20 protein-coding genes and 1 other RNA gene are annotated in these 20,256 nt (G+C 70.1%); 10 read left to right on the forward strand and 11 right to left on the reverse strand.

What is annotated here, in order from left to right; translation table 11 throughout:
* Positions 1-29 precede the first annotated feature (29 nt).
* Positions 30-1,859 (forward strand): amidohydrolase, encoded by a 1,830-nt coding sequence (locus tag DFR50_RS05790; protein WP_113888249.1) that lies wholly within the window; start codon positions 30-32, stop codon positions 1,857-1,859.
* A gap of 138 nt (positions 1,860-1,997) precedes the next feature.
* On the opposite strand, the gene DFR50_RS05795 is transcribed toward DFR50_RS05790, so the two are convergent.
* The 8 genes from DFR50_RS05795 to DFR50_RS05830 form a co-directional block, all read right to left on the reverse strand.
* On the reverse strand, positions 1,998-3,068 hold the full coding sequence (locus tag DFR50_RS05795; RefSeq protein ID WP_113888250.1) for a DMT family transporter: 1,071 nt from the start codon (positions 3,066-3,068) through the stop codon (positions 1,998-2,000).
* A gap of 47 nt (positions 3,069-3,115) precedes the next feature.
* A complete protein-coding gene (locus tag DFR50_RS05800; RefSeq protein WP_113888365.1) occupies positions 3,116-3,805 on the reverse strand; it encodes an HAD-IA family hydrolase in 690 nt (229 codons plus the stop codon).
* A gap of 5 nt (positions 3,806-3,810) precedes the next feature.
* Positions 3,811-4,629: a TIGR00282 family metallophosphoesterase gene (locus DFR50_RS05805; RefSeq protein WP_113888251.1), complete on the reverse strand. Its 819-nt coding sequence runs from the start codon at positions 4,627-4,629 to the stop codon at positions 3,811-3,813.
* Positions 4,630-5,184, reverse strand: a complete 555-nt coding sequence (locus tag DFR50_RS05810) for a 5-formyltetrahydrofolate cyclo-ligase (RefSeq protein ID WP_245427357.1) — start codon at positions 5,182-5,184, stop codon at positions 4,630-4,632.
* 163 nt (positions 5,185-5,347) lie between these two features.
* Positions 5,348-5,501: non-coding RNA, 6S RNA (gene ssrS / locus DFR50_RS05815), on the reverse strand.
* A gap of 43 nt (positions 5,502-5,544) precedes the next feature.
* Positions 5,545-6,162 (reverse strand): class I SAM-dependent methyltransferase, encoded by a 618-nt coding sequence (locus DFR50_RS32460; RefSeq protein ID WP_113888367.1) that lies wholly within the window; start codon positions 6,160-6,162, stop codon positions 5,545-5,547.
* Between the two features lie 33 nt (positions 6,163-6,195).
* Positions 6,196-7,443, reverse strand: coding sequence for a BtaA family protein (locus DFR50_RS05825; protein ID WP_245427359.1), 1,248 nt, complete (start codon positions 7,441-7,443; stop codon positions 6,196-6,198).
* A 447-nt stretch (positions 7,444-7,890) separates the two neighbouring features.
* Positions 7,891-9,315, reverse strand: coding sequence for a D-alanyl-D-alanine carboxypeptidase family protein (locus DFR50_RS05830; RefSeq protein WP_113888253.1), 1,425 nt, complete (start codon positions 9,313-9,315; stop codon positions 7,891-7,893).
* Between the two features lie 205 nt (positions 9,316-9,520).
* Here DFR50_RS05830 and DFR50_RS05835 point away from each other — a divergent pair, with 205 nt between their 5' ends.
* The 5 genes from DFR50_RS05835 (at position 9,521) to DFR50_RS31915 (ending at position 13,590) form a co-directional block, all read left to right on the forward strand.
* On the forward strand, positions 9,521-10,360 hold the full coding sequence (locus DFR50_RS05835) for a uracil-DNA glycosylase (RefSeq protein WP_210208816.1): 840 nt from the start codon (positions 9,521-9,523) through the stop codon (positions 10,358-10,360).
* Positions 10,361-10,503: 143 nt separating this feature from the next.
* A complete protein-coding gene (locus DFR50_RS05840) occupies positions 10,504-11,055 on the forward strand; it encodes a biliverdin-producing heme oxygenase (protein WP_113888255.1) in 552 nt (183 codons plus the stop codon).
* Between the two features lie 66 nt (positions 11,056-11,121).
* Positions 11,122-12,864 carry an NAD+ synthase gene (locus tag DFR50_RS05845; protein WP_113888256.1) on the forward strand — a complete coding sequence of 581 codons (1,743 nt, stop codon included), beginning with the start codon at positions 11,122-11,124 and terminating at the stop codon, positions 12,862-12,864.
* A 78-nt stretch (positions 12,865-12,942) separates the two neighbouring features.
* Complete coding sequence (locus DFR50_RS05850; RefSeq protein ID WP_113888257.1) at positions 12,943-13,176, forward strand: hypothetical protein; 234 nt, start codon at positions 12,943-12,945, stop codon at positions 13,174-13,176.
* A gap of 237 nt (positions 13,177-13,413) precedes the next feature.
* Positions 13,414-13,590: a hypothetical protein gene (locus tag DFR50_RS31915; protein ID WP_170153066.1), complete on the forward strand. Its 177-nt coding sequence runs from the start codon at positions 13,414-13,416 to the stop codon at positions 13,588-13,590.
* A 198-nt stretch (positions 13,591-13,788) separates the two neighbouring features.
* Here the strand turns inward: DFR50_RS31915 and DFR50_RS05855 are convergent, their stop codons facing one another.
* Positions 13,789-14,211: a hypothetical protein gene (locus DFR50_RS05855; RefSeq protein WP_113888258.1), complete on the reverse strand. Its 423-nt coding sequence runs from the start codon at positions 14,209-14,211 to the stop codon at positions 13,789-13,791.
* Between the two features lie 325 nt (positions 14,212-14,536).
* Positions 14,537-16,138: a bifunctional phosphoribosylaminoimidazolecarboxamide formyltransferase/IMP cyclohydrolase gene (gene purH / locus DFR50_RS05860; protein WP_113888259.1), complete on the reverse strand. Its 1,602-nt coding sequence runs from the start codon at positions 16,136-16,138 to the stop codon at positions 14,537-14,539.
* Between the two features lie 172 nt (positions 16,139-16,310).
* On the opposite strand from purH, the gene DFR50_RS05865 reads away from it, so the two are divergent.
* From DFR50_RS05865 to DFR50_RS05880, 4 genes are all read left to right on the forward strand, one after another.
* Positions 16,311-16,544: a hypothetical protein gene (locus tag DFR50_RS05865; protein ID WP_113888260.1), complete on the forward strand. Its 234-nt coding sequence runs from the start codon at positions 16,311-16,313 to the stop codon at positions 16,542-16,544.
* A 175-nt stretch (positions 16,545-16,719) separates the two neighbouring features.
* On the forward strand, positions 16,720-17,910 hold the full coding sequence (locus DFR50_RS05870; protein WP_113888261.1) for an acyl-CoA dehydrogenase family protein: 1,191 nt from the start codon (positions 16,720-16,722) through the stop codon (positions 17,908-17,910).
* A 3-nt stretch (positions 17,911-17,913) separates the two neighbouring features.
* Entirely contained in the window at positions 17,914-19,059 is a 1,146-nt protein-coding gene (locus tag DFR50_RS05875; protein ID WP_113888262.1) for an acyl-CoA dehydrogenase family protein, read from the forward strand.
* Positions 19,060-19,089: 30 nt separating this feature from the next.
* Entirely contained in the window at positions 19,090-19,686 is a 597-nt protein-coding gene (locus DFR50_RS05880) for a pyroglutamyl-peptidase I (RefSeq protein WP_170153067.1), read from the forward strand.
* Between the two features lie 32 nt (positions 19,687-19,718).
* Here the strand turns inward: DFR50_RS05880 and DFR50_RS05885 are convergent, their stop codons facing one another.
* Entirely contained in the window at positions 19,719-20,240 is a 522-nt protein-coding gene (locus tag DFR50_RS05885; protein ID WP_113888264.1) for a phasin family protein, read from the reverse strand.
* Positions 20,241-20,256 lie beyond the last annotated feature (16 nt).

Consider the following 20,256-nt stretch of genomic DNA (forward strand, 5'->3'; position numbering starts at 1 on the left):
CATCGCGTTGGCGGAAAGGAGACTCGGTCATGTGCGTCGGGTGTCACTGGGCGAACTTTCGTGATGACGTCCGCAAGGCTTCGCCAGCGGCCGCGAGCGGCCTGACGCGGCGTCAGGCGTTGCGGCGCGGAGCGGGCTTCGCCGCCTCGGCGGTGGCTGCGACCGCCGCCGCGCCTGCCTTCTTCGCGGAAGCCGTCGCCGCCGAGGACGCCGGCGCCGACATCGTGTTCCGGAACGGCCCGGTCTATACGGTCGACGGCGCGAGACCCTGGGCGCGCGCCGTTGCGGTCAAGGGCAAGCGCATCGTCTTCGTCGGCGACGAGGCGGGGGTGCAGCCCTTGCTCGGGCCGCGGACTCGGGTCGTCGATCTCTCCGGAAAGATGCTGCTGCCCGGATTCGTCGAAGGGCACATCCATCCGCTCATCGGCGCCACGCTGACCCGGGGCGTGGATCTGCAACTGAACAGCCGCGAGGAGATTCTGGCCGCCCTCGAGGCCTATCGCGAGAAAATCGGGAGCGTCGACGTCGTCCGCGGCTTCGGCTGGCGGTACTTCGCCTTTCCCGCGACCGGCCCGCGCAAGGAGGATCTGGACGCGATCTGGCCCGACGTTCCGGTGATCTTGCTCGCCATCGACGCCCACAGCGCCTGGGTCAACTCGCAGGCGCTGGCGCTCGCCGGCGTCACGAGGGACACCAAGGACCCGCTGCCCGGCTTCAGCGTCTTCGAGCGCGACCCGGCGAGCGGCGAGCCGACCGGCTATCTCGTCGAGGTTCCCGCGATCATGCAGGTCAACAACGCCGTCGAGCCGTTCAGCGCGGACTACGTCGCCGAATCGCTGGCGCAATGGTTTCCCAAAGCTGCGGCCGCGGGCGTCACCACCGTCTTCGACGCGGGCATGCAGCTCGTGCCCGAGGCGGAAGGTTTCGGCATGTACGCGAAGGCTGAGCGGGACGGAACGCTGCCGTTCCGGGTGGTCGGCTCATACTACTACAACAATCCGGAGATCGACCCCCTGCCGGTGATCCAGGCGTTGCGGCGGGAGTTTCACTCGGAACTGGTGAAGGCTTCGGTGCTGAAGCTGAGCATCGACGGCGGCGACGCGCAGTACACCGCCGCCATGCTCGCCCCCTATTCCGACAAACCCGGAACGAGCGGCGACACCCTCTTGCCGCCCGACCTGTTCGCCGACATCGTCAGGCGCGCCGATCGCGCCGGCCTCGACATCCACATCCACGCTTACGGCGACCGCGGCGCGCGCCTTTCGCTCGACGCGATCGAGGCGGCGATCGAGGCCAACCCGCCGCGCGACCGCCGGAACGCGCTGGCGCACCTCATTCTGGTCGACCCAGCGGACGTCCCGCGGTTCGGCAAGCTCGGCGCCGTCGCGCAGGTCTCGGCGCAATGGGCCGTGCCCGACCAGCAGTGGCGGGACGTCACCCGCGTGCGCTGGGGCGAAGCCCGCGGCGACGCGCTCTACAGCGTCAAGGCGATCCTCGACCACGGCGGCGTCGTCTCGCTCGGCACCGACTGGCCGGCCGCGGGCTATTACAGCACCTGGCGCCCGCTCGAAGCGATCGAGATCGCGACGACCCGGCGCGAACTCGACAAGCCGGAAGGCCCGCGGCTGCCGCCGTTCGAGCAGGCCCTGTCGCTCGACGAGGCTTTGCGCGCCAACACCATGGGCGCGGCCTGGCAGCTGGGGATGGACCACGAGGTCGGCTCGATCGAGGCCGGCAAGCTCGCCGACCTCGTCGTCCTCGACAGGAACCTGTTCGAGGCCGCCCCGCACGATATCCACCGGAGCCGGGTCGTGATGACGGTGATGAACGGCAGGGTGACGCACGAGGAGCGCGCCTGAGGCCGGCGCGCCGCCGGCGCGCGGAGCCCGCACCGGGTCGCCGCCGCGCTTCGCCGCCGGCCGTCCGGCTCGCCGCCGCCGGTCCCCCGACACGGCGCGACGACCCTCGCTTTGGAAGAAAGTGTTTCGCTGGCTGCGTCACCCGTGCCCGTGGCGGTGATGCAGGTCGGGGTAGTGAACATGCTTGTGCAGCATCGGTTCGTGGCGGTGCCGGTGCGAATGCGCCTCGACGACCGGCCCGTCGTGCGCGTGCCGGTGATGCTCGTCGTGGACGTGGCTGTGCTCGTGCTCCAGAGCTTCGTGGACATGATCGTGGTCGTGGCGCTCGGCGAGGTGCAGCCACAGGCCGGAGGCCATCAGGAGCCCGGCCATCACGAGCTGGGGCGTCAGCGCTTCATGCAGCAGGGCAAGGGCGACGACCGCGCCGACGAAGGGGGCGAGCGAGAAATACGCGCCGGTTCGCGCGCTTCCCAGATGGCGCAGAGCCAGGACGAACAGCACGAGACTGACGCCAATTCCGAGAAAGCCGACCGCGGCCGCGGCGCCGAGCGCCGCAGCCGAGGGGAACGCGACCCCGCGCGCGAGCGCCAAGGCGAAATTGATCCCGCCCGCGACCATCCCCTTGACGAGCGCGATCACGACAGGGTCCGCCGACGACAGTTTGCGCGTCAGATTGTTGTCGATCCCCCAGGCCAGGCATGCCGCGGCGATCAACAGGCCGCCGGTGTCGAGCCGCACGCCCTGTCCCGGCCACGACAGGACCAGCGCGCCGGCGAGGATCGCGGCTGCGCCCGACAACAGCCTTCGGTCGACGTTCTCGCCGAAGACGACCCACGCGATCGTCATGGTGGCCAGCCCTTCGAGGTTCAACAGCAGGGAACCCGAAGAGGCCGTGGTCCGAGCGAGGCCCAGCATCAACAGGAGCGGCCCGGCGATCCCCCCGAACGCCACGATGGCCGCGAGCCACGGCAAATCCGAGCGCCGCAAAGGAGCTTCCGACCCTTCGCGCCCAACGCCCCATCGCGTCAAATGGACGACCCCGAGGCCAATCGCGGCGCCGAGATAAAGGAGCCCGGCGAGCATTTGCGGGTCTATTGAGTCCAGCAGAAGCTTGGCGAAGGGAGCCGACGCTCCAAACAAGACCGCCGCGGCCAGAGCAAGAGGGACGCCCGGCCAAAGATGAGCGTGGCGCGAACCGCTTCTGGACATCTCTCCACTCTCGAGGCTTCGAGATCCCTCGCGCGGGGCTTGCTGCGTCAGGCCTCGCCGGAGGTGAGTGTCGCCATCACCTCGGCCACCGCCGCCTCGAGCTCGTCGAAATGCGAGATCACACGGTCGGGGCCGAGTTCGGCGACGGGAATGTCGGTATAGCCGAAATCGACGCAGATCACCGGCAGGCCGGCGGCGCGCGCGGTCTTGATGTCGGTGCCCGAGTCGCCGATCATGATCGCGCCGGCGATCGTCCCGCCGGAGCCCTCGATCGTGCCGATCAGCGGCTTCGGGTCGGGCTTGCCGACGCCGAATGTGTCCTGGCCGCAGATGAAGGCGAAGCGGCCGGCGACGCCGAGCCGGTCCAACAGCATCTTCGCCGAGGCTTCCATCTTGTTGGTGCAGATCGCCTGGCGCCAGCCGGCGGATTCGAACGCGTCGAGCGCGTCGAGCACGCCGGGGTAGAGGCGGGTGTGGACGTCGATGTGGTCGTTGTAATGGGCGAGGAAGTCGCCGAACAGCATCTCCAGCTTTTGCGGCGACAGCTCGTGACCACAAGCCGCAAAACCGCGCTGGATCAGCGCCCGCCCGCCGGCCCCGAGCAGCGAGCGGGCGTTCTCGACCGGCAGGGTCGGAAGCCCCTCGCGCCCGAGCACGAAGTTGAGGGCGCCCATGAGGTCGCCCGCCGTGTCGGCGAGCGTGCCGTCGAGATCGTAGACGATGGTCGGCGCCGCCATGATGGTCACCCCCAGAAATCCGGTTCCGCGGCGTTGAGCAGGCCGCCGATGCGAACGGGCGCGATTCTCCGGGTCAGCCCGTCCGGGCCGATGTCGACGGCGACGGCGCACAGCGTCGCCGGCCCCGTCGCCGGCTCGAACCGGCCCGAGGGGATGCGCCGGGTGAAGCGGCGGAGCGGCTCGTCCTTTTCCATGCCGATCACCGAGTCGTAATCGCCGGTCATGCCGACGTCGGTGACGAAGCCGGTGCCGCCGGCGAGGATGCGATGGTCGGCGCTGGGAACATGGGTGTGGGTGCCGGCAATCAGGCTCGCGCGGCCGTCGCCGAAATGGCCGAGCGCCCATTTCTCGCTCGTCGCCTCGGCATGAACGTCGACCACGATCGCCTCGCAGCCGGAGCCGAGGCGGCGCTCGGACAGCTCGCGGTCGAGCGCGGCGAACGGATCGTCGAGCGCGTCCATGAAGACGCGCCCGAGCAGGTTGACGACGACGAGCCGCGCGCCCTTGGCGTTCTCGACCACGGTCGCCCCGCGCCCGGGGGTGCCGGGCGGATAGTTGGCCGGGCGGACGAGCCGGGGCTGGCGCTCGATGAACACCAGCGCCTCGCGCTGGTCGAAGGCGTGGTTGCCGAGCGTCACGGCGTCGACGCCCGCGGCGAGGAATTCCTCGAGGATCGACTCGGTCAGGCCGAAGCCGCCGGCGGCGTTCTCGCCGTTGACGATGATGAAGTCGAGTTTCCAGCGCGCCCGCAGGATCGGCGCCTGCTGGACCACCGCCGCGCGACCCGACCGCCCGACAACGTCGCCGACGAACACGAGCCGCATTCAGCGCTCGCTCACGAATATGGTTTCCTGTTCGGTCACGATGGCGTCCAGGAGCTGATCATGCGCTTCATAGGGCACGGACGCGACTTCGCAAACCCCGTAGGCGACGCCGACCGCCCGGATCGGCTTCAGGGCCCTGAGGCGCGCCAGGCTGCGGTCGTAGTATCCCGCGCCGTAGCCGAGGCGCCGGCCGCGGCGGTCGAAGGCGGCGAGCGGCGTGAACAGGAGATCGGGATCGACCGCCGGCGCCTCGGGGAGGGGCTCCGGAATGCCCATGGCCCCGAGCGCGGTCGGCTCGCCCGGCAGCCACAGGCGGAAGTCGAGATGGGTTCCGCGCGCCGTCACCACCGGCAGCGCGATGTCGAAGCCCCGGTCGGCGAGCGCGCTCAGCAGCGCGAGCACGTCAGGCTCCTCGCGGATCGGATAAAAGCCCGAAACGATCGCCGGCGACCAACGGTCGGCGAGCCGCAGCCCCTCGCGCACCAGCCGCTCGGTGAACCGGGACCGAAGCTCCGGCGCGATCGCCTTGCGCCGGGCGAGAGCGCTCCGGCGCACCGCGGCTTTCCGATCGGGGTCAGACGTGGTCAAGGCGGGCCCCGATCCGGTCAACGAAAGCGCGCCGTGGCGCAGGAACGCCCGGTCTTCGCCAGGAGGCGCGCGACACCACGAACGGACGGCGACCCCGCCGTTCCGGACGAACGCAAGTCGCCCCCCTGTTCGCGGAGCCGAGAAGGCCGTTGGACGGTGATCCCGGGCGCCTACGTAAGTAGGTGGGCGCCGTGTGCCAAAGCCCACGGGCTAGGGCAGGGACAGCTCCCATGGGGATCGTACGGCCCCGAGGAATGTTGTCCTGACGCGCCACCCAGCTCCGCGAGCCTCCAATGTAGGCGCTCGGCGGCCGAATGGCTAGAGCCTTCAGGCCGCCCGCCGGGCGACCGCCAGCGTCGCATAGCCGCGGCCCCAGCTTTCCGTAGCGCTGGAGAAGCCGCGCGCCGCGGCGAACGCCGCCAGAGTCTCGTCGAGGTCCTCGCGCGGGGTGACGTCGAAGGCGGCGAGCCAGCGGCGCAGCGCCGCCTTGAACGGCGCGGGCAGGCCCGCGCAGTCGCCGAAATCGACGACGTGCAGCGCGCCGCCGGGAGCGACCACGTCGAGTCCCTTCGCCAGCGCCTCGCGCCACGGCGGGATCATCGACAGCGCGTAGGAAATCATCACCCGCTCGAACGTCGCCCGACCGAACAGCGCTGCGGGATCGAACGCGGTCGCGTCCGCTTGCGCGACCGACACGCGCCCGGCGAGGCCGGCGCGGCGGATGGCGGCTTCTGCGGTCTCGAGCATCTCGCGCGACACGTCGAGGCCGTAGAATTGCGCCTGCGGCGCCGCGCGCGCCGCCCGGATCAGATTGCGTCCGGTGCCGCAGCCGATTTCCAGCACGGCCTCGCCCGGTCCCGGCGCGAGGCGCGCGATCGCCTCGTCCCGCCCGAGCAAATAGTATTTGCGGGTGACGTCGTAGATCCGCCGCTGGTGGCGGTACATCCGGTCCATGAGCGCGGCGGCGTCGCTCACGGCTCACGCGTCCTTCAGCACGTAGAGGTGGAAGGCGCCGTAGATCGACGAGCGATCCTGCCGGCCGAATTCGCGGCTCGCCTCCTCCTCGTAACGCCAGTGGGCGAGGATGGCGTCGGGAACGCGGCCGGGCAGCAGCCGCTCGTCGGCGGCGGTGCGGAAGATCACCCGCGCCCCCGGTCGCGCGGTCCGGGTGATCTCGGTCCAGAGCGCAGTCAGGTCGGCGGCGTTCATCCAGTCCTGCGCGTCGAGCAGGACGTAGCGGTCGAAGCGCGCCGCGCGTTCGTCCCTGAGGATGTCGGTGAAGCTGCGCTGGACGTAGCGCACCCGGTCGGCCCGGCTTCTGACGGCCTCGAATTTCTCGCGCTGCAGATAGGGGGGCAACGATGGGTTGGGGCCCGGCGCATAGCGGCGGCCGAACGCCTGCCAGGCGAAATAGTTGTCGGAAATGGCGAAGTCGCAGGCCAGCCGCTCGACCCGCTGGCTCAGCACGGCGCCGATTCCCTTGGGCGAATCCCCGGCGAGCGCCTTGTACTGCGCCGGCGGGATGCCGAGGCCGTAGAGCGACGCCGGCTGCTTCATCATCCAGCGGATCAGCGGCTTGTCGAAGATCGGCGCGAGGCGCTCCTGGTAGAGCCGGCGCTGCTCCTCGAGCGTGCGCGCTTCCAGAATGGCCGAGGGATCGACGCCATGCAGCCGGGCGAGCGCATGGCCCGCCCCGAGGAAATGACCGAGCAGGCCGTGGCGGTAGAAATTGCGCGCGAACACGCCGATGCGCCGCCGCCCGAACGTGCGCCGCTTGTCCCAGTAGGCGCGCGTCGCGGGGTCGAGCTTCATGCGCAGGCTCTGGTCGTAGGCGGCGACGTTGGCGCGCGCGTCGGCGCGGCCGAAGAAGCGGAAGAAGGCGTCGTAGTCGGGCAGGTTCTCCAGCGCGCAGAGCTTCAGCTTGCCGAGCGCGACGTGGGCGCCGTTGAGATCGACGGCGGTGACGCCGGAAGGGTCGGCGGTCAGATACGACAGGACGTTGCATCCGCCGGAGGCGATGGCGATCACCTCCTGTCCCGGCCCGATCTCGAGCGCCTTCATGTCGACGACCGGATCCTCCCAGATCTGCGGGTAGACCAGCTTCGAGAAGGCGAATGTGAACATCCGCTCGAGCACGCCGGCGCGCGACAGGGGCCTTGCGCGATGAACGGCGGCCTTGAGGTGTTCCCCGGTCGCCTTGTGCGCCGCTTTCGTCGAATGACGCAAACCGATACCTCGATCTAAAAAACGGATCGCGCGGCGGTAGAGGAATTGCATGACGGGAACGTGACAGCCGGACCCGGCTGGCCGAGCGCGAGGCGCGCGCAACCGACCGGCGGCGATCGGGGCGGGAGGACGCGGCTGCCGAGCGGACAAAAAAAGAGCGGATCGGCTGGGAGGGGGCCCGCCGATCCGCTAGCCGCAACAGGTACCTTCGGTCCGACTTGGCGCTCGGGGGCTGGGGGGCAAGAAAACCGAGCTAACCGCGAACCGATCCTGTGCGGCACGGTTCCAAAGATGACCCTGCGGTGCGGCGCACGCTTGTCCGGAAGTTGGCCAAACCAAGGCGTTGTGCAAAACAATTATGACACTCAGCGCAACGAGGAGTTTCCCGCCAGCACTCTGCGGGATCGCTCGCATCGGCCGCCTGCGCCGGCAATAAATCCAGCCGACTCACTGATCGTCGGAGGGTCTCGGCGGCGGCTTGACCGGTTGCGCCTTGGCCTCCGCGGCCTTTCCCGGCTTCGCCGCCGCGCGCTTGACTTCCGCCGGTCCGGCGCCGGCTTTCGGTTTCTCTGACGGTCCGGCGTCCCCGACGGCGGCGACGCGCTTCGACTTGGGGTGATGGCGCGTCCCCTCCGGCGCCGGCGTCCGCACGGCGCCTGCGAGCGCTTGCGGCGCGTCCGGGCCGTCGGGGGCGAGCGCCTGCTCGACGGCGCCGGGCTTGTCGCCGGCATAGGCTTTGGCGTCCGCCGGCAGGGCGGCGACCGCGGCGACCTTGCGCGGCCCGAGCACCGGTCCCGTCCAGCCGGCGACCGGTCCGACGAAAATCGGCACCGGGTCGAACTGAGGCCGTTCGTCGGTGAGCTCCGTGTGGGTCGGCGCGCCCGCCGCGGCGACGACCACGGTCGCGCCGCCGCCGCGACCGACGGAGCGAATGCCCGCCTGCTCACCACCGCCGTCTTCCTCTTCCGCTACGACGGCCGCGGCGCTGCGGTGCAGGCAGACGTTGGCGCTGCGGCTGGGGGCGCTCCCGCCGCTCGACGGCAGCGAGTCGAGCGACCCGGATCCGCCGCCCCACATGGCGAAGCCGCGGTCGAAGAGATCGGCCGTCTCCTGGTTGCGCAGTCGCGCCGACGGCGCTCCGAACACGACCGCGACCAGATGGCGGCCGGAATGATTCGCGGTCGCGACGATATTGAACCCGGCGGGGCAGGTGAAGCCGGTCTTCATGCCGTCGACGCCGGGATAGCGGCCGAGGAGGCCGTTGTGGTTGCGGATGATCTGCTGGTCGAGCTGCAGCGCCCCGATCGAGAACAGTCCGGCCTCCTGGGGAAATTCCTTGAGCAACGCGCGCGCGATCAGCGCCATGTCGCGGGCCGAGGACATGTGGTTCGCATTGTGCAGCCCGTTCGGGTTGACGAAATGCGACTCGTGCAGCCCGAGCCGTTCGGCGGCGGCGTTCATCTCGCCCGCGAACGCCTCGACCGAGCCGGACACGCCCTCGGCGACGGTCACTGCGATGTCGTTGGGCGACTTCACCATCAGCATCTTGAGCGCGTTATCGAGCGTGACCTCCGTGCCGGGCCGGAAGCCCATCTTGGACGGCTGCTGACTCGCGGCGCGGGCGGAGACCACGAGCGGCGTCTCCATGGTCAACCGGCCGGCGCGCACGGCGTCGAGCGCGACGTAGACGGTCATCAGCTTGGTGGTCGACGCCGGGTACCACTCGGCGGTCGCATTGTTCTGGATCAGCACTTGCCCGCTGTCGATATCGGCCACGAGATAGGGCGCATCGGAGGCGGAAGCGGCCGTTGCGGTGACGGCGAGCGCGACGGCGGCGAGCCGCGCGACGACCGATGAAACGCCAAAAGGCATGTTTGATCGCTCCTTCGACGCCCACTACCCCGCCCGGCTCTTAGAGGAGAACGCCCCCGACCTCAAGTTTTCCGGGATCGGCGCTGGATTCGCAGCCCGGCGCGCGACGGCGTCGGGCCATGCGGCGTGCGCGCCGGCGTGGTAGAGGAGGGACGACGAGCCGCGAGGGGCGGCGGATGAACCAGGTCGGATGGGGATCGGGGCCATGGGCCCGCAGGACGGCAGACTGACGCCCGAGGACGCCGCCGAGGCCCTGCTGTGGTGGGCGGAGGCCGGCGTCGGCTTCACGGTCGGCGCCGCGCCGCGCGATTGTTTCGCGCTGCCGGCGGAGGCGCCGCGCCGAGCCGAACCCCAGCGCTTCCGGGCGAGGCCCGAGGAGAGCCGCGCCGAAACGCCCGTCGCCCGCCCGCCCGGGCTCGTCGGCGCGCCGGCCGCGCTCGCGGCGGCCGAGATCGCGGCTTCCGCCCGCGACCTCGACGACCTGCGCGCCGCCCTCGAGCGCTTCGACGGCTGCGCGCTGCGGAAGACGGCGACGCAGCTGGTGTTTTCCGACGGCGTTCCGGGCGCCCGGGTGATGCTGGTCGGCGAGGGTCCGGGCGGGGACGAGGACCGGATCGGGCGCCCGTTCGTCGGGCGCGCCGGACAATTGCTGGACCGGATGCTGGCCGCGATCGGGCTCGACCGCAGCCGGGTGTACATCGCCAATGTCGTGCCCTGGCGACCGCCCGGCAATCGCACGCCGACCCCCGAGGAGACGCAGGCCTGCCTGCCGTTCATCAAGCGCCAGATCGAGCTCGCCGACCCGGAGATCCTGGTCTGCCTCGGCGCCCTCTCCGCCCAGACCCTGCTCGGCGTCAAGGCCGGGATCACGCGCGCGAGGGGGTCTTGGTTCGCCTACCAGCGGCAGGACGGTCGCACGCTGCGGGCGCTGGCGATGCTGCATCCCGCCTATCTTCTCCGCTCGCCGTCGCAGAAGCGCGCCGCCTGGGCCGACATGCGGGCGCTGGCGGCGGCCCTCGACGGCGCCGCCCGCCCGGAACCCTGAGCCCGGCCGTTGGCGCGACCGGCCCGGCGGGACCGTCCTCGGTCCGGCCAGGTCCGGCCTCGCCGCCTTGCCAAGCCGTTTCCACGGGGGCATAGGGAAACGATGTCCGCAATCCGACTCTGGCGCTTTGGCGAGGCCTGCCCATGAGCGAGGCCCACGCCTGGCTGAAACAATCGACGTCGGCCGCGCACCAGAAAGTGGACGCGGCCTTCTCCCGCTTCGCCCTCGACGACGCGCGATCCTATCGGTCGTTCCTGATCGCCCAGGCGACGGCGCTGTTTCCCATCGAGGCCTGGCTCGGCGAGCGGGCCGGCGCCGTGCTCGCCGACTGGCCGGAGCGCGCGCGCGCGGCGGCGCTGGAGGCCGACCTCGCGCGGCTCGAGGCGTCGGCGCCGGCCGGCGCTGCGTTCGCGGCGTCCGACGATCCCGCCGCGATCGCGGGCGTCCTCTATGTCCTCGAGGGCTCGCGGATCGGCGGCGCCATCCTCGCCAAGCGCGTCCCGGACCGGCTGCCGAAAGCCTATCTCGCCTCGGGCTGCGACGCCCAGAGCTGGCGGCAGGTGGTGTCACGCCTCGACGACGTCATCCGCGACCAGGGGACGAGAACGGCGTCGGCCGAAGCCGCCCTCGCCGTGTTCGCGCGATTCGAGCAGGCGGCGCGATCGGGCGCGCCGGCGGAAGACCGCGCCGGCTGACCGCTCGCGCGGACGCCGCGATCGCCGCGATTGCCTCGACCCCTCCGCCTGGGGCAAAGTGGCCGCATGTCCGCACCCGCCCATCGCCTCGTCATCGCGCTCGCGCAAATCCCATTCGTCGTCGGCGACATCGCCGGCAACGCCGACCGGCTGAGGCGCGCGCGGGCGGAGGCGGCCGGGTTCGGCGCCGACATCGTGATGACCCCGGAACTCTGTCTCGCCGGCTACCCGCCCGAGGACCTGGTGCTGAAGCCCGCCTTCCAGGAAGCCTGCCGGACGGCGTGCGAAGCGCTGGCGCGCGAGACCGGCGACGGCGGCCCGGCGATGCTGGTCGGCCTGCCCTGGGTCGAGAAGGGCCTGCTGCACAACGCCATGGCGCTGCTCGACGGCGGCCGGATCGAGGCGGTGCGGTTCAAGGTCGACCTGCCGAACTACGGCGTGTTCGACGAGAAGCGGGTGTTTGCGCCCGGGCCCTCGCCGGGGCCGATCGTGTTTCGCGGCGTGCGCATCGGCGTGCCGATCTGCGAGGACATCTGGGGCCCGGACCCGGTGGAATGCATCCTCGAAACGGGGGGCGAGATTCTCCTCGTCGGCAATGCGAGCCCGTACGAGCGCGACAAGCTCGCGATCCGGCAGAACGTGGCGGTCGACCGGGTGGTCGAGAGCGGCCTGCCGCTGATCTATCTCAACATGGTCGGCGGACAGGACGAGGTGGTGTTCGAGGGCGCCTCGTTCGCGCTGAACGCCGACCGCAGCCTCGCCGTGCAATGTCCGGCGTTCCGGCCGGTGGTGGCGCGCACGGTGTGGGAGCGTGGGGCGAACGGCTGGGCCTGCGTCGAGGGGCCGAGGGAGGTGGTCGAGGAGGGCGACGAGGCCGACTACGCCGCCTGCGTGTTGGGCCTGCGCGACTATGTCGAGAACAACCGGTTTCCCGGCGTGGTGCTCGGCCTCTCGGGCGGCGTCGATTCGGCGCTGTGCGCGGCGATGGCGGTCGACGCGCTGGGCGCGGCGCGTGTCCATGCGGTGATGCTGCCCTACCGCTTCACCTCGAGCGAATCGCTCTCCGACGCCGCCGCCTGCGCCACGGCGTTGGGCGTGCGCTACGACATCGTCCCGATCGCGGAGCCAGTGGAAGGAGTCGAGCATGCGCTGGAAAGGATGTTCGCCGGAAAGCCCCGCGACGTCACGGAAGAGAACATCCAGAGCCGGGCGCGCGGCCTCGTCCTGATGGCGATCTCCAACAAGTCGGGCGCGATGGTGGTGACGACTGGCAACAAGTCGGAGATGTCGGTCGGCTACGCGACGCTGTACGGCGACATGAACGGCGGCTTCAATCCGATCAAGGACCTCTACAAGATGGAGGTTTTTCGCCTCGGCGCCTTGCGCAACCGCTGGAAGCCGGTCGGCGCGCTCGGTCCCGACGGCGAGGCGATCCCGGAAAACATCCTGACCAAGGCTCCGTCGGCGGAACTGCGCGAGAACCAGAAGGACGAGGATTCGCTGCCGCCCTATCCGGTGCTCGACGCCATTTTGCACGGGCTGGTCGAGAAGGAGATGCGCGTCGCCGACATCGTCGCGCAGGGGTTCGATCCGGAAACGGTGCGGCGGGTCGAGAAGCTGCTCTATCTCGCCGAATACAAGCGCCGCCAGTCGGCGCCGGGCGTCAAGGTCGGCCCGAAGAATTTCGGCCGCGACCGCCGCTACCCGATCGTCAACCGTTTTCGCGATCCCGGCCTGCCGGCGCAGGAGCCTGACCCTGCGCTCGCGCCGCGCGGGGCCGCGGGGACGAGCGAGCGCTTCGAGGATTAGTTTTCGCCTGTCGCGCGAAAGGCTTGAACCGTCGTTCGGCCTTCATGCGCCTCGTCTATCGACGGGAAAGATGGAGGGATGACGATGGACGAGGCCGAACTCGACACGCTGCAAGCCGACTACAAGAAGGCCGTCGACGAATGGGTGACGGCGATCCGCGCCGAGGAGGCGCTCGCCTCCGTCCATCATTCGGTCGCCGAGCTCGACAAGTGGGAAGAGTCTCACGCGATCGCGCACAAGGCGTACAAGGAAGTGATCTTCCGCAAGCGCCTCTACGAGGACGCGCTGCGCGAGGACATGTTCGGGTTCTGACGGCGCCGTCATCGGAGGCGCAACCGGCGCAATCCGTCATGGGCGGCGCGCGCGCGCCGCTGGGCGCGTCCGCCCCTCGAGTCGGCGCGAAAGCCCGGCGGCCGCACCCCTCATGAGGAAACGTCGCCCGTTCCCGGCAATCGGGAGGAACCATTCCGCGCGGGAGGGGTTTGAAGCCGTGGAAGCGGAGCAGAGGCTCCATTCATCGCTTTCGACCCCTACTCACAGGAGTGTTTCATGCCGAACAGTGAACGCGGCGGCTCGCACGAACAGCACGTCAGGGCTGGCGAACAGAGCCACAAGGCTTCCAGCGGCGGATCGGGCTCGAAGGAGTCCGGGTCCGAAGGGTCGACGCGCGGCGGCACGCACGAGCAGCACGTCAAGGCCGGCCAACAGAGCCACAAGACCCGGTGACGAGCGGGGGGCCGCAGCGCCCCCTCGTGTCGCACGATGGGAGAGAGTCGGCAGGCGGGCGGGTAACCGGGGCGTCGTCATAGCGCGCCGGCCGCCACCGCGCTCGCCGAGCGCGGCGACCAAGACGCCGGCGCCTCCGCCCCGGTTGCGCGGGCGGCGCTCCGGCGACCGCCCGCCGCGGGACCCAAATTCTTACGATCACTTCACGCAGATCTTTACCGTTCCCAATTCGTGCCACATGGCGCAGGGGGAGAAGCTGAAGCGATAAGTCCCGTTGGCGGGGACGACGAAGGTCAGCGCGCCGGGCGCCTCGGCGTCGCCGAAGAAGAAGCCGCCCGGCCCCTCGACGTTGGGATCGCGCGGGCGCGTCAGGGTCGCGACCTGGCCGGTTCGGGGGTCGTAGTCGGCCGCCTCGCCCGACATCAGGACCGACACCGTCCGCCCGTGCGAGAAGTCGCCGACGAAGGTGGTGGCGGCGCCGCGATAGGCCCAGCACGCGCCGGCCCGCATCTTGACGTGCGCGACCATCTGCCGATCGCAGCCGCTGGCGACGGCGGCGGGGTCGGACGCCACGAGGCCGAGCGCGGCAGCCGCGAGCGAAACGGTCCGGTTTCCAGTCACGCCTTCCCCTCCTCGAAAGCACGGGGAAGGCTAGCGCCATCGGGCCGTGGCGACCAGCGGGCCGATGCGACGGCGGCGGCGCCGTCGACTGCGATGAGCGAAGCCCTGCGCCATTGTTTGTAAAATCAGAATTCGTGAGCGTCTGGCCTTGAGGCCGCCGTGGGCCGCCGGCTCCTCTCGACGCGCTTGGAGGACGGTCGCGCACGCGACGGGAGGGCGCCCGTCTCGCGCGCCCGGGCGGCGGTCCGCCGCCCTCCGGCGCCCGGGGAGCGCGCACCCCGGGCGCCCGATTATGAAACCGCTTGAATCCGGATGAAAACGCCGGTCAGTGGCGGAAGTGGCGGATGCCGGTGAACACCATCGCCACCCCCGCTTCGTCCGCGGCCGCGATCACCTCCGCGTCGCGAACCGAGCCGCCGGGCTGGATGACGGCGGTCGCGCCGGCCTCGATCGCCGACACGAGCCCGTCGGCGAAGGGAAAGAACGCGTCCGAGGCGACGACCGAGCCCTTCGTCCGCGGTTCGGGCCAGCCCGCGGCCTTGGCGGCGTCGGCGGCCTTCAGCGCCGCGACCCGCGCCGAATCGACCCGCGACATCTGCCCGGCCCCGACGCCTGCGGTCGAGCCGTCCCGGACGTAGACGATGGCGTTCGACTTGACGTGCTTGGCGACCGTCCACGCCATCGCGAGATCGGCGAATTCAGCCGGCGTCGGCGCCCGCTTCGTCACCACCTTCAGCGCCGAGGGATCGAGCGCGCCGCCGTCGCGGTCCTGCACCAGCAGGCCGCCGGCGACCGAGCGCACCGTCACGCTTCCGGCTTGCGGGTCGGGCAGGGCGCCGGCGATCATCAGGCGCAGGTTCTTCTTCGTCGCGATGATGGCGATCGCCTCGTCGTCGGCCTCGGGCGCGATGATCACCTCGGTGAAGATCTCGACGATTTTTTTCGCCGCCTCGGCGTCGAGCCTGCGGTTCAGCGCGACGATGCCGCCGAACGCCGACACGGGATCGCAGGCCAGCGCCTTCTCGTAGGCCTCGAGCAGGGTTTCGCCGACCGCGACCCCGCAGGGATTGGCGTGCTTGATGATGGCGACCGCGGCCGTCTTGGCCGGATCGAACTCGGCGACCAGCTCGTAGGCCGCGTCGGTGTCGTTGATGTTGTTGTAGGACAGCGCCTTGCCCTGCACCTGACGCGCGGTCGCGACGCCGGGCCGGGTCTCGGCGGCGAGATAGAGCGCGGCGCTCTGATGCGGGTTCTCGCCGTAGCGAAGCGCGCCGAAGCGCTCGTGCAGAACGCCGCCGAAGGCGCGCCACTTCGGCGTCGTCTCGCCGACCTCCCCGGCGAGCCAGTTCGAGATCGCCGCGTCGTAGGCCGCCGTGCGGGCATAGGCCTTCTGCGCCAGGCGGCGACGGAAGGCGAGGCCGGTGCCGCCGTCGTGGCGCTCGAGCTCCGCCAGAAGCTCGTCATAGTCGGCGACGTCGACGATCACGGCCACGTCCTCGTGGTTCTTGGCGGCGCCGCGGACCATGGCCGGTCCGCCGACGTCGATGTTCTCGATCCTGTCTTCGAACGAGGCCGTGCGCCTGAGGGTCGCCTCGAACGGGTACAGGTTGACGATCAGCAGGTCGATCGGCGCGATGCCGTTGACCAGCATCGCCGCCTGATGCGACGGATCGGCCCGGATCGCGAGCAGCCCGCCGTGGATGCGGGGGTGCAGGGTCTTCACCCGGCCGTCCATCATTTCCGGAAACGCGGTGACCTGCGCCACGTCCATGACCGGAACGCCGGCCTCCGCGAGCGCCGCCGCGGTGCCGCCGGTCGACAGGATCTCCACGTCGCGGGCCGTCAGCGCCTTGCCGAGATCGACGAGCCTCGCCTTGTCGGAGACCGAGATCAACGCGCGCCCGATCTTCACGATATCTGTTGGCATTCGACTCGCTCTCCTCGCGCCGGCGTCCCGCACGGGCGGCGGGCCATTAGCACGGCGGCGGCGAGGCGGGAACGGCTGCGAAAGGCGAAGCGCTGCTCCGGATGTTCGCCTCTTTCGGACCCTTTTGTCGCGTCATACGTTGAAGCCCGCAAACGGTTATCAGGAGAAACGCATGCTCAAACCCCTCGCATTCGTCGGCCTCGCGGTCGCCCTGACGGCGGCCCAGGCCGCTTTCGCCCAGCCGTCCGGCTACGGCACCGAAGGCCCCAACGGCCGCAGGCTCGACGCACGAGCCCAAAGCACCTACCAGCGACACTGGAACAGCGCCAACGAAAGCAAGTATCGCGCGGAGGAGTCGGCGCGCTGGATGCGCCACCACGGCGAGGGCTTTCCCAACCCGTTCTAGGCCCGGGTCCTTCCGATTCGCTCGGGAAGACGCTGGCGAGGGGCCGCTCGAGTTCGCTCGCGGCCCCTTCGTTTGGTTCGACGTCCGGGTTGACGCGGACCCGCCGAAGCCCGACATTCGCCCGGTCAACGAAGGCCAACGCCTTCGCCAAAGCGACCATGGAGGCGACCCCGAGATGGACCTGAGACTGACGGAGGACGAGCTCGCCTTCCGCGGCGAGGTGCGCGCATTCGTCCGCGACAACCTGCCGGCCTCGATTCGGGAGAAAAGCGTCGCCGGCCGCCGGCTCGCCAAGGACGACTACGTCCGCTGGACCCGCATCCTCGCGGCCAAGGGCTGGTCGGTTCCCCACTGGCCCGTCGAGTGGGGCGGGACCGGCTGGAGCCCGGTCAAACAGTCGATCTTCCTCGACGAGGTGCAGCGCGGCTACGCCCCCGAGGCGATCGCTTTCGGCGTCAGCATGGTCGGCCCCGTCATCTACACCTTCGGTTCCGAGGCGCAGAAGAAACGCTTCCTGCCGGGCATCGTCGATCTCAGCGACTGGTGGTGCCAGGGCTTTTCCGAGCCCGGAGCGGGATCGGACCTGGCGAGCCTGCGCACTGCGGCGCGCCGCGACGGCGAGTCCTGGGTCATTTCCGGCCAGAAGACCTGGACGACGATGGCGCAGTACGCGGACTTCATCTTCGTGCTCGCGCGCACCAATCCGCAGGCCAAGAAGCAGGAGGGCATCTCGTTCTTCCTTCTCGACATGAAGAGCCCGGGCGTGACCGTGCGACCGATCCAGACGATCGACGGCGGCCACGAGGTCAACGAGGTGTTCTTCGACGACGTGCGGATCCCGCTCGACGCCATCGTCGGCGAGGAGAACAAGGGCTGGGACTACGCCAAGTTCCTGCTCGCCAACGAACGCAACGGCATCGCGCGCGTCGGCATCTCCAAGGGCCGGCTCGACCGGATCCGGCAGCTCGCCGCCATCCCGGTTTACGGCTCCGGCCCGAAGATCGACGATCCGTTCTTCCGCGCCCGGCTCGCCGCGGTCGAGGTCGACCTGAAGGCGCTGGAGATGACCCAGATGCGCGTCATCTCGAACCAGCGGCGCGACGGCAAGCCCGATCCCGCCTCGTCGGTCCTGAAGATCAAGGGTTCGGAGATCCAGCAGGCGACGACCGAACTTCTGATGGAGGTCGTCGGCCCCTACGTCCTGCCCTACGAGGATCCGGAAGCGCTGACCAACGAGCCGCCGGCCGGTCCCGACTGGGCCGGCCCGGCCGCGGCGAATTATTTCAACACGCGCAAGGTGACGATCTACGGCGGCTCGAACGAGATTCAGCGCGGCATCATCGCCAAGGCCATTCTGGGACTTTAGACCATGGACTTCGACCTCAGCAGCGAGCAGCAGATGCTGCGCGACAATGTCGCGCGCCTGATGAAGAAAAAATACGGCTTCGAACAGCGAAAAGCCTATCTCGCGGCCGCGAACGGCTTCAGCGACGACCTGTGGCGCGCCTACGCCGACCTCGGCCTGCTCGGCGCGCCGTTCGCGGAAGAGGACGGCGGCTTCGGCGGCGGCCCGGTCGAAACCATGATCGCGATGGAAGAGTTCGGCAAGGCGCTGGCGCTCGAGCCTTACCTCGAAACCGTCGTGCTGGGCGGCGCGCTCGTCCGGCATGCGGCGGCGCCGGAGCAGCGCGCCGACCTGATTGGTCGGATCGCGGCCGGCGACCTGCGCCTGAGCTTCGCCCACGCCGAACGGCAGTCCGGGTTCGACCTGAACGATGTCGGGCTGACCGCGAAGCGGGACGGCGCCGCCTTCGTGCTCGACGGCGAGAAAGGCCTCGTCGTCAACGGCGACAGCGCCGACGCGCTGATCGTCTCCGCGCGCGTCGCGGGCGGAAGGCGCGACCGCGACGGGATCGGGCTCTTCCTGGTCGACGCCGAGGCGCCCGGCGTGTCGCGCCGCGGCTATCCGACCCAGGATGGACGGCGCGCGGCGGAGATCGCCTTCGCCAACGTCCGGGTCGCGCCGGACAACGTGCTCGGGTCGCCTGAGGACGGATTGCCGGCGATCGAGCGCGCGGTCGACGAGACGATCGCGGCGCTGGCGGCCGAGGCGGTCGGCGCGATGAGCGAGGCGCTGGCGATGACCGTGGAGTATCTGAAGACCCGCAAGCAGTTCGGGGTCACGATCGGCTCATTCCAGGCGCTGCAGCATCGCGCCTCCGACATGGTCGTGGCGCTGGAGCAGGCGCGCAGCATGATGTACTTCGCCACCATGAGCGCTGCCGACGACGACGCGGACGAGCGCGCGAAGGCGATCTCGGCGGCCAAGGTTCAGATCGGCCGGTCGGCGAAATTCATCGGGCAACAGGCCGTCCAGATGCACGGCGGCATCGCGATGACCTACGAATACAAAGTCGGCCACCTGTTCAAGCGCCTGACGATGATCGACGGGGCGTTCGGCGACGCCGACCTGCATCTGCGCAGGCTCGGCGACCGCGGGTCGCTGTTCGCTTAGCGGCGGATGGCGGGGCCGGGCGCGGTTCTGGTGACGGCCTTCGAGCCCTTCGGGGGCGAGACGGTCAACGCCTCGTGGGAGGCGGCCAGGCAGCTCGACGGTTGGCGCTGCGGCGAGGTCGTGGTCGCGGCGCGGATGCTGCCCTGCGCCTACGACGTCAGCGTCGCCGAGTTCTTCGCGTCTGTCGAGAGCCTGAGGCCCTGCGCCGTCCTGATGACCGGCCAGGCCGCGCGGCGAGCAACCGTGTGCGTCGAACGCTTCGCCCGCAACGCCGCGCATGCGAGCGCCCCGGACAATCGCGGGTCGCTCGGCCCGAGGGCGGCCGACGGCCCCGACGCGATCGAGAGCACGACATCGGCGTTGAGGATCGCCTGGGCCATCCGCCAAGCCGGAATCCCGGCGCGGGTATCGACCGACGCCGGCGACTATGTCTGCAACCACCTGTACTACTACGCGCTTCGGCGTCTTGCCGAAGCGTCCCAGCCGATCCCGGCGGTCTTCATCCACCTGCCGGCGACCCCGGAGCAGACTCCGGCCGGCGCAAGTCGCCGCCGCCTCGCGACCCCCGACGCCGTCCTGGCCCTGCGGGCGGCGGTCGAAGTCGTCTCGGCGCCGTGCGTTGGATGACGCGACCGGTTCGAGGCCGCGGCGATCGCGGATCAGACCGCGATCTTGAACGACTTCGTCAGCTGGCTCTTGATCGGCTCGAACGTCTCGACGACGGCCTTCTTCGCGGTTTCGGCGAGGTCCTTGAACTGGACGACCACCGCATCGGTCTGCTTGCGAGCGAACTCACTCTGCAGGCTGACGAGGTCGGCCACGGACTTGGCGGCGAGCGACGCCTTGACGAAGTCGAAGTTGGCTTCCGCATTGGCCTGCGCGGCGGCGAACGCCTTGGCGTTGAACGCGACCACGCCGTCCTTCGCGGCCGCGAGGACCGACTCCAGCGCATTGACCGCGTCATCGGCGGAAACCTTCGCCTTCACGAAAGCCGCGCGGGACTCGACCACGCCCTTCTGGAGCGCGCTGCGGACCGACTCCTGCATCTCCAGGGCCGGCTCGACGATCGCCTCGACGGCCTCGCTGGCGCTCGGGAATTCATTCGGGAGGTCGGGTACGGTCTCGACCTGCTCGGCTACGGCGGCCTTCTCGGCCGCGCCTTTCTTCGGTGAGGATGCCATGTCAGTCTGCTCGTGC

Origin of the sequence: Roseiarcus fermentans, from assembly GCF_003315135.1 — a bacterium.
GTDB classification, from domain to species: domain Bacteria; phylum Pseudomonadota; class Alphaproteobacteria; order Rhizobiales; family Beijerinckiaceae; genus Roseiarcus; species Roseiarcus fermentans.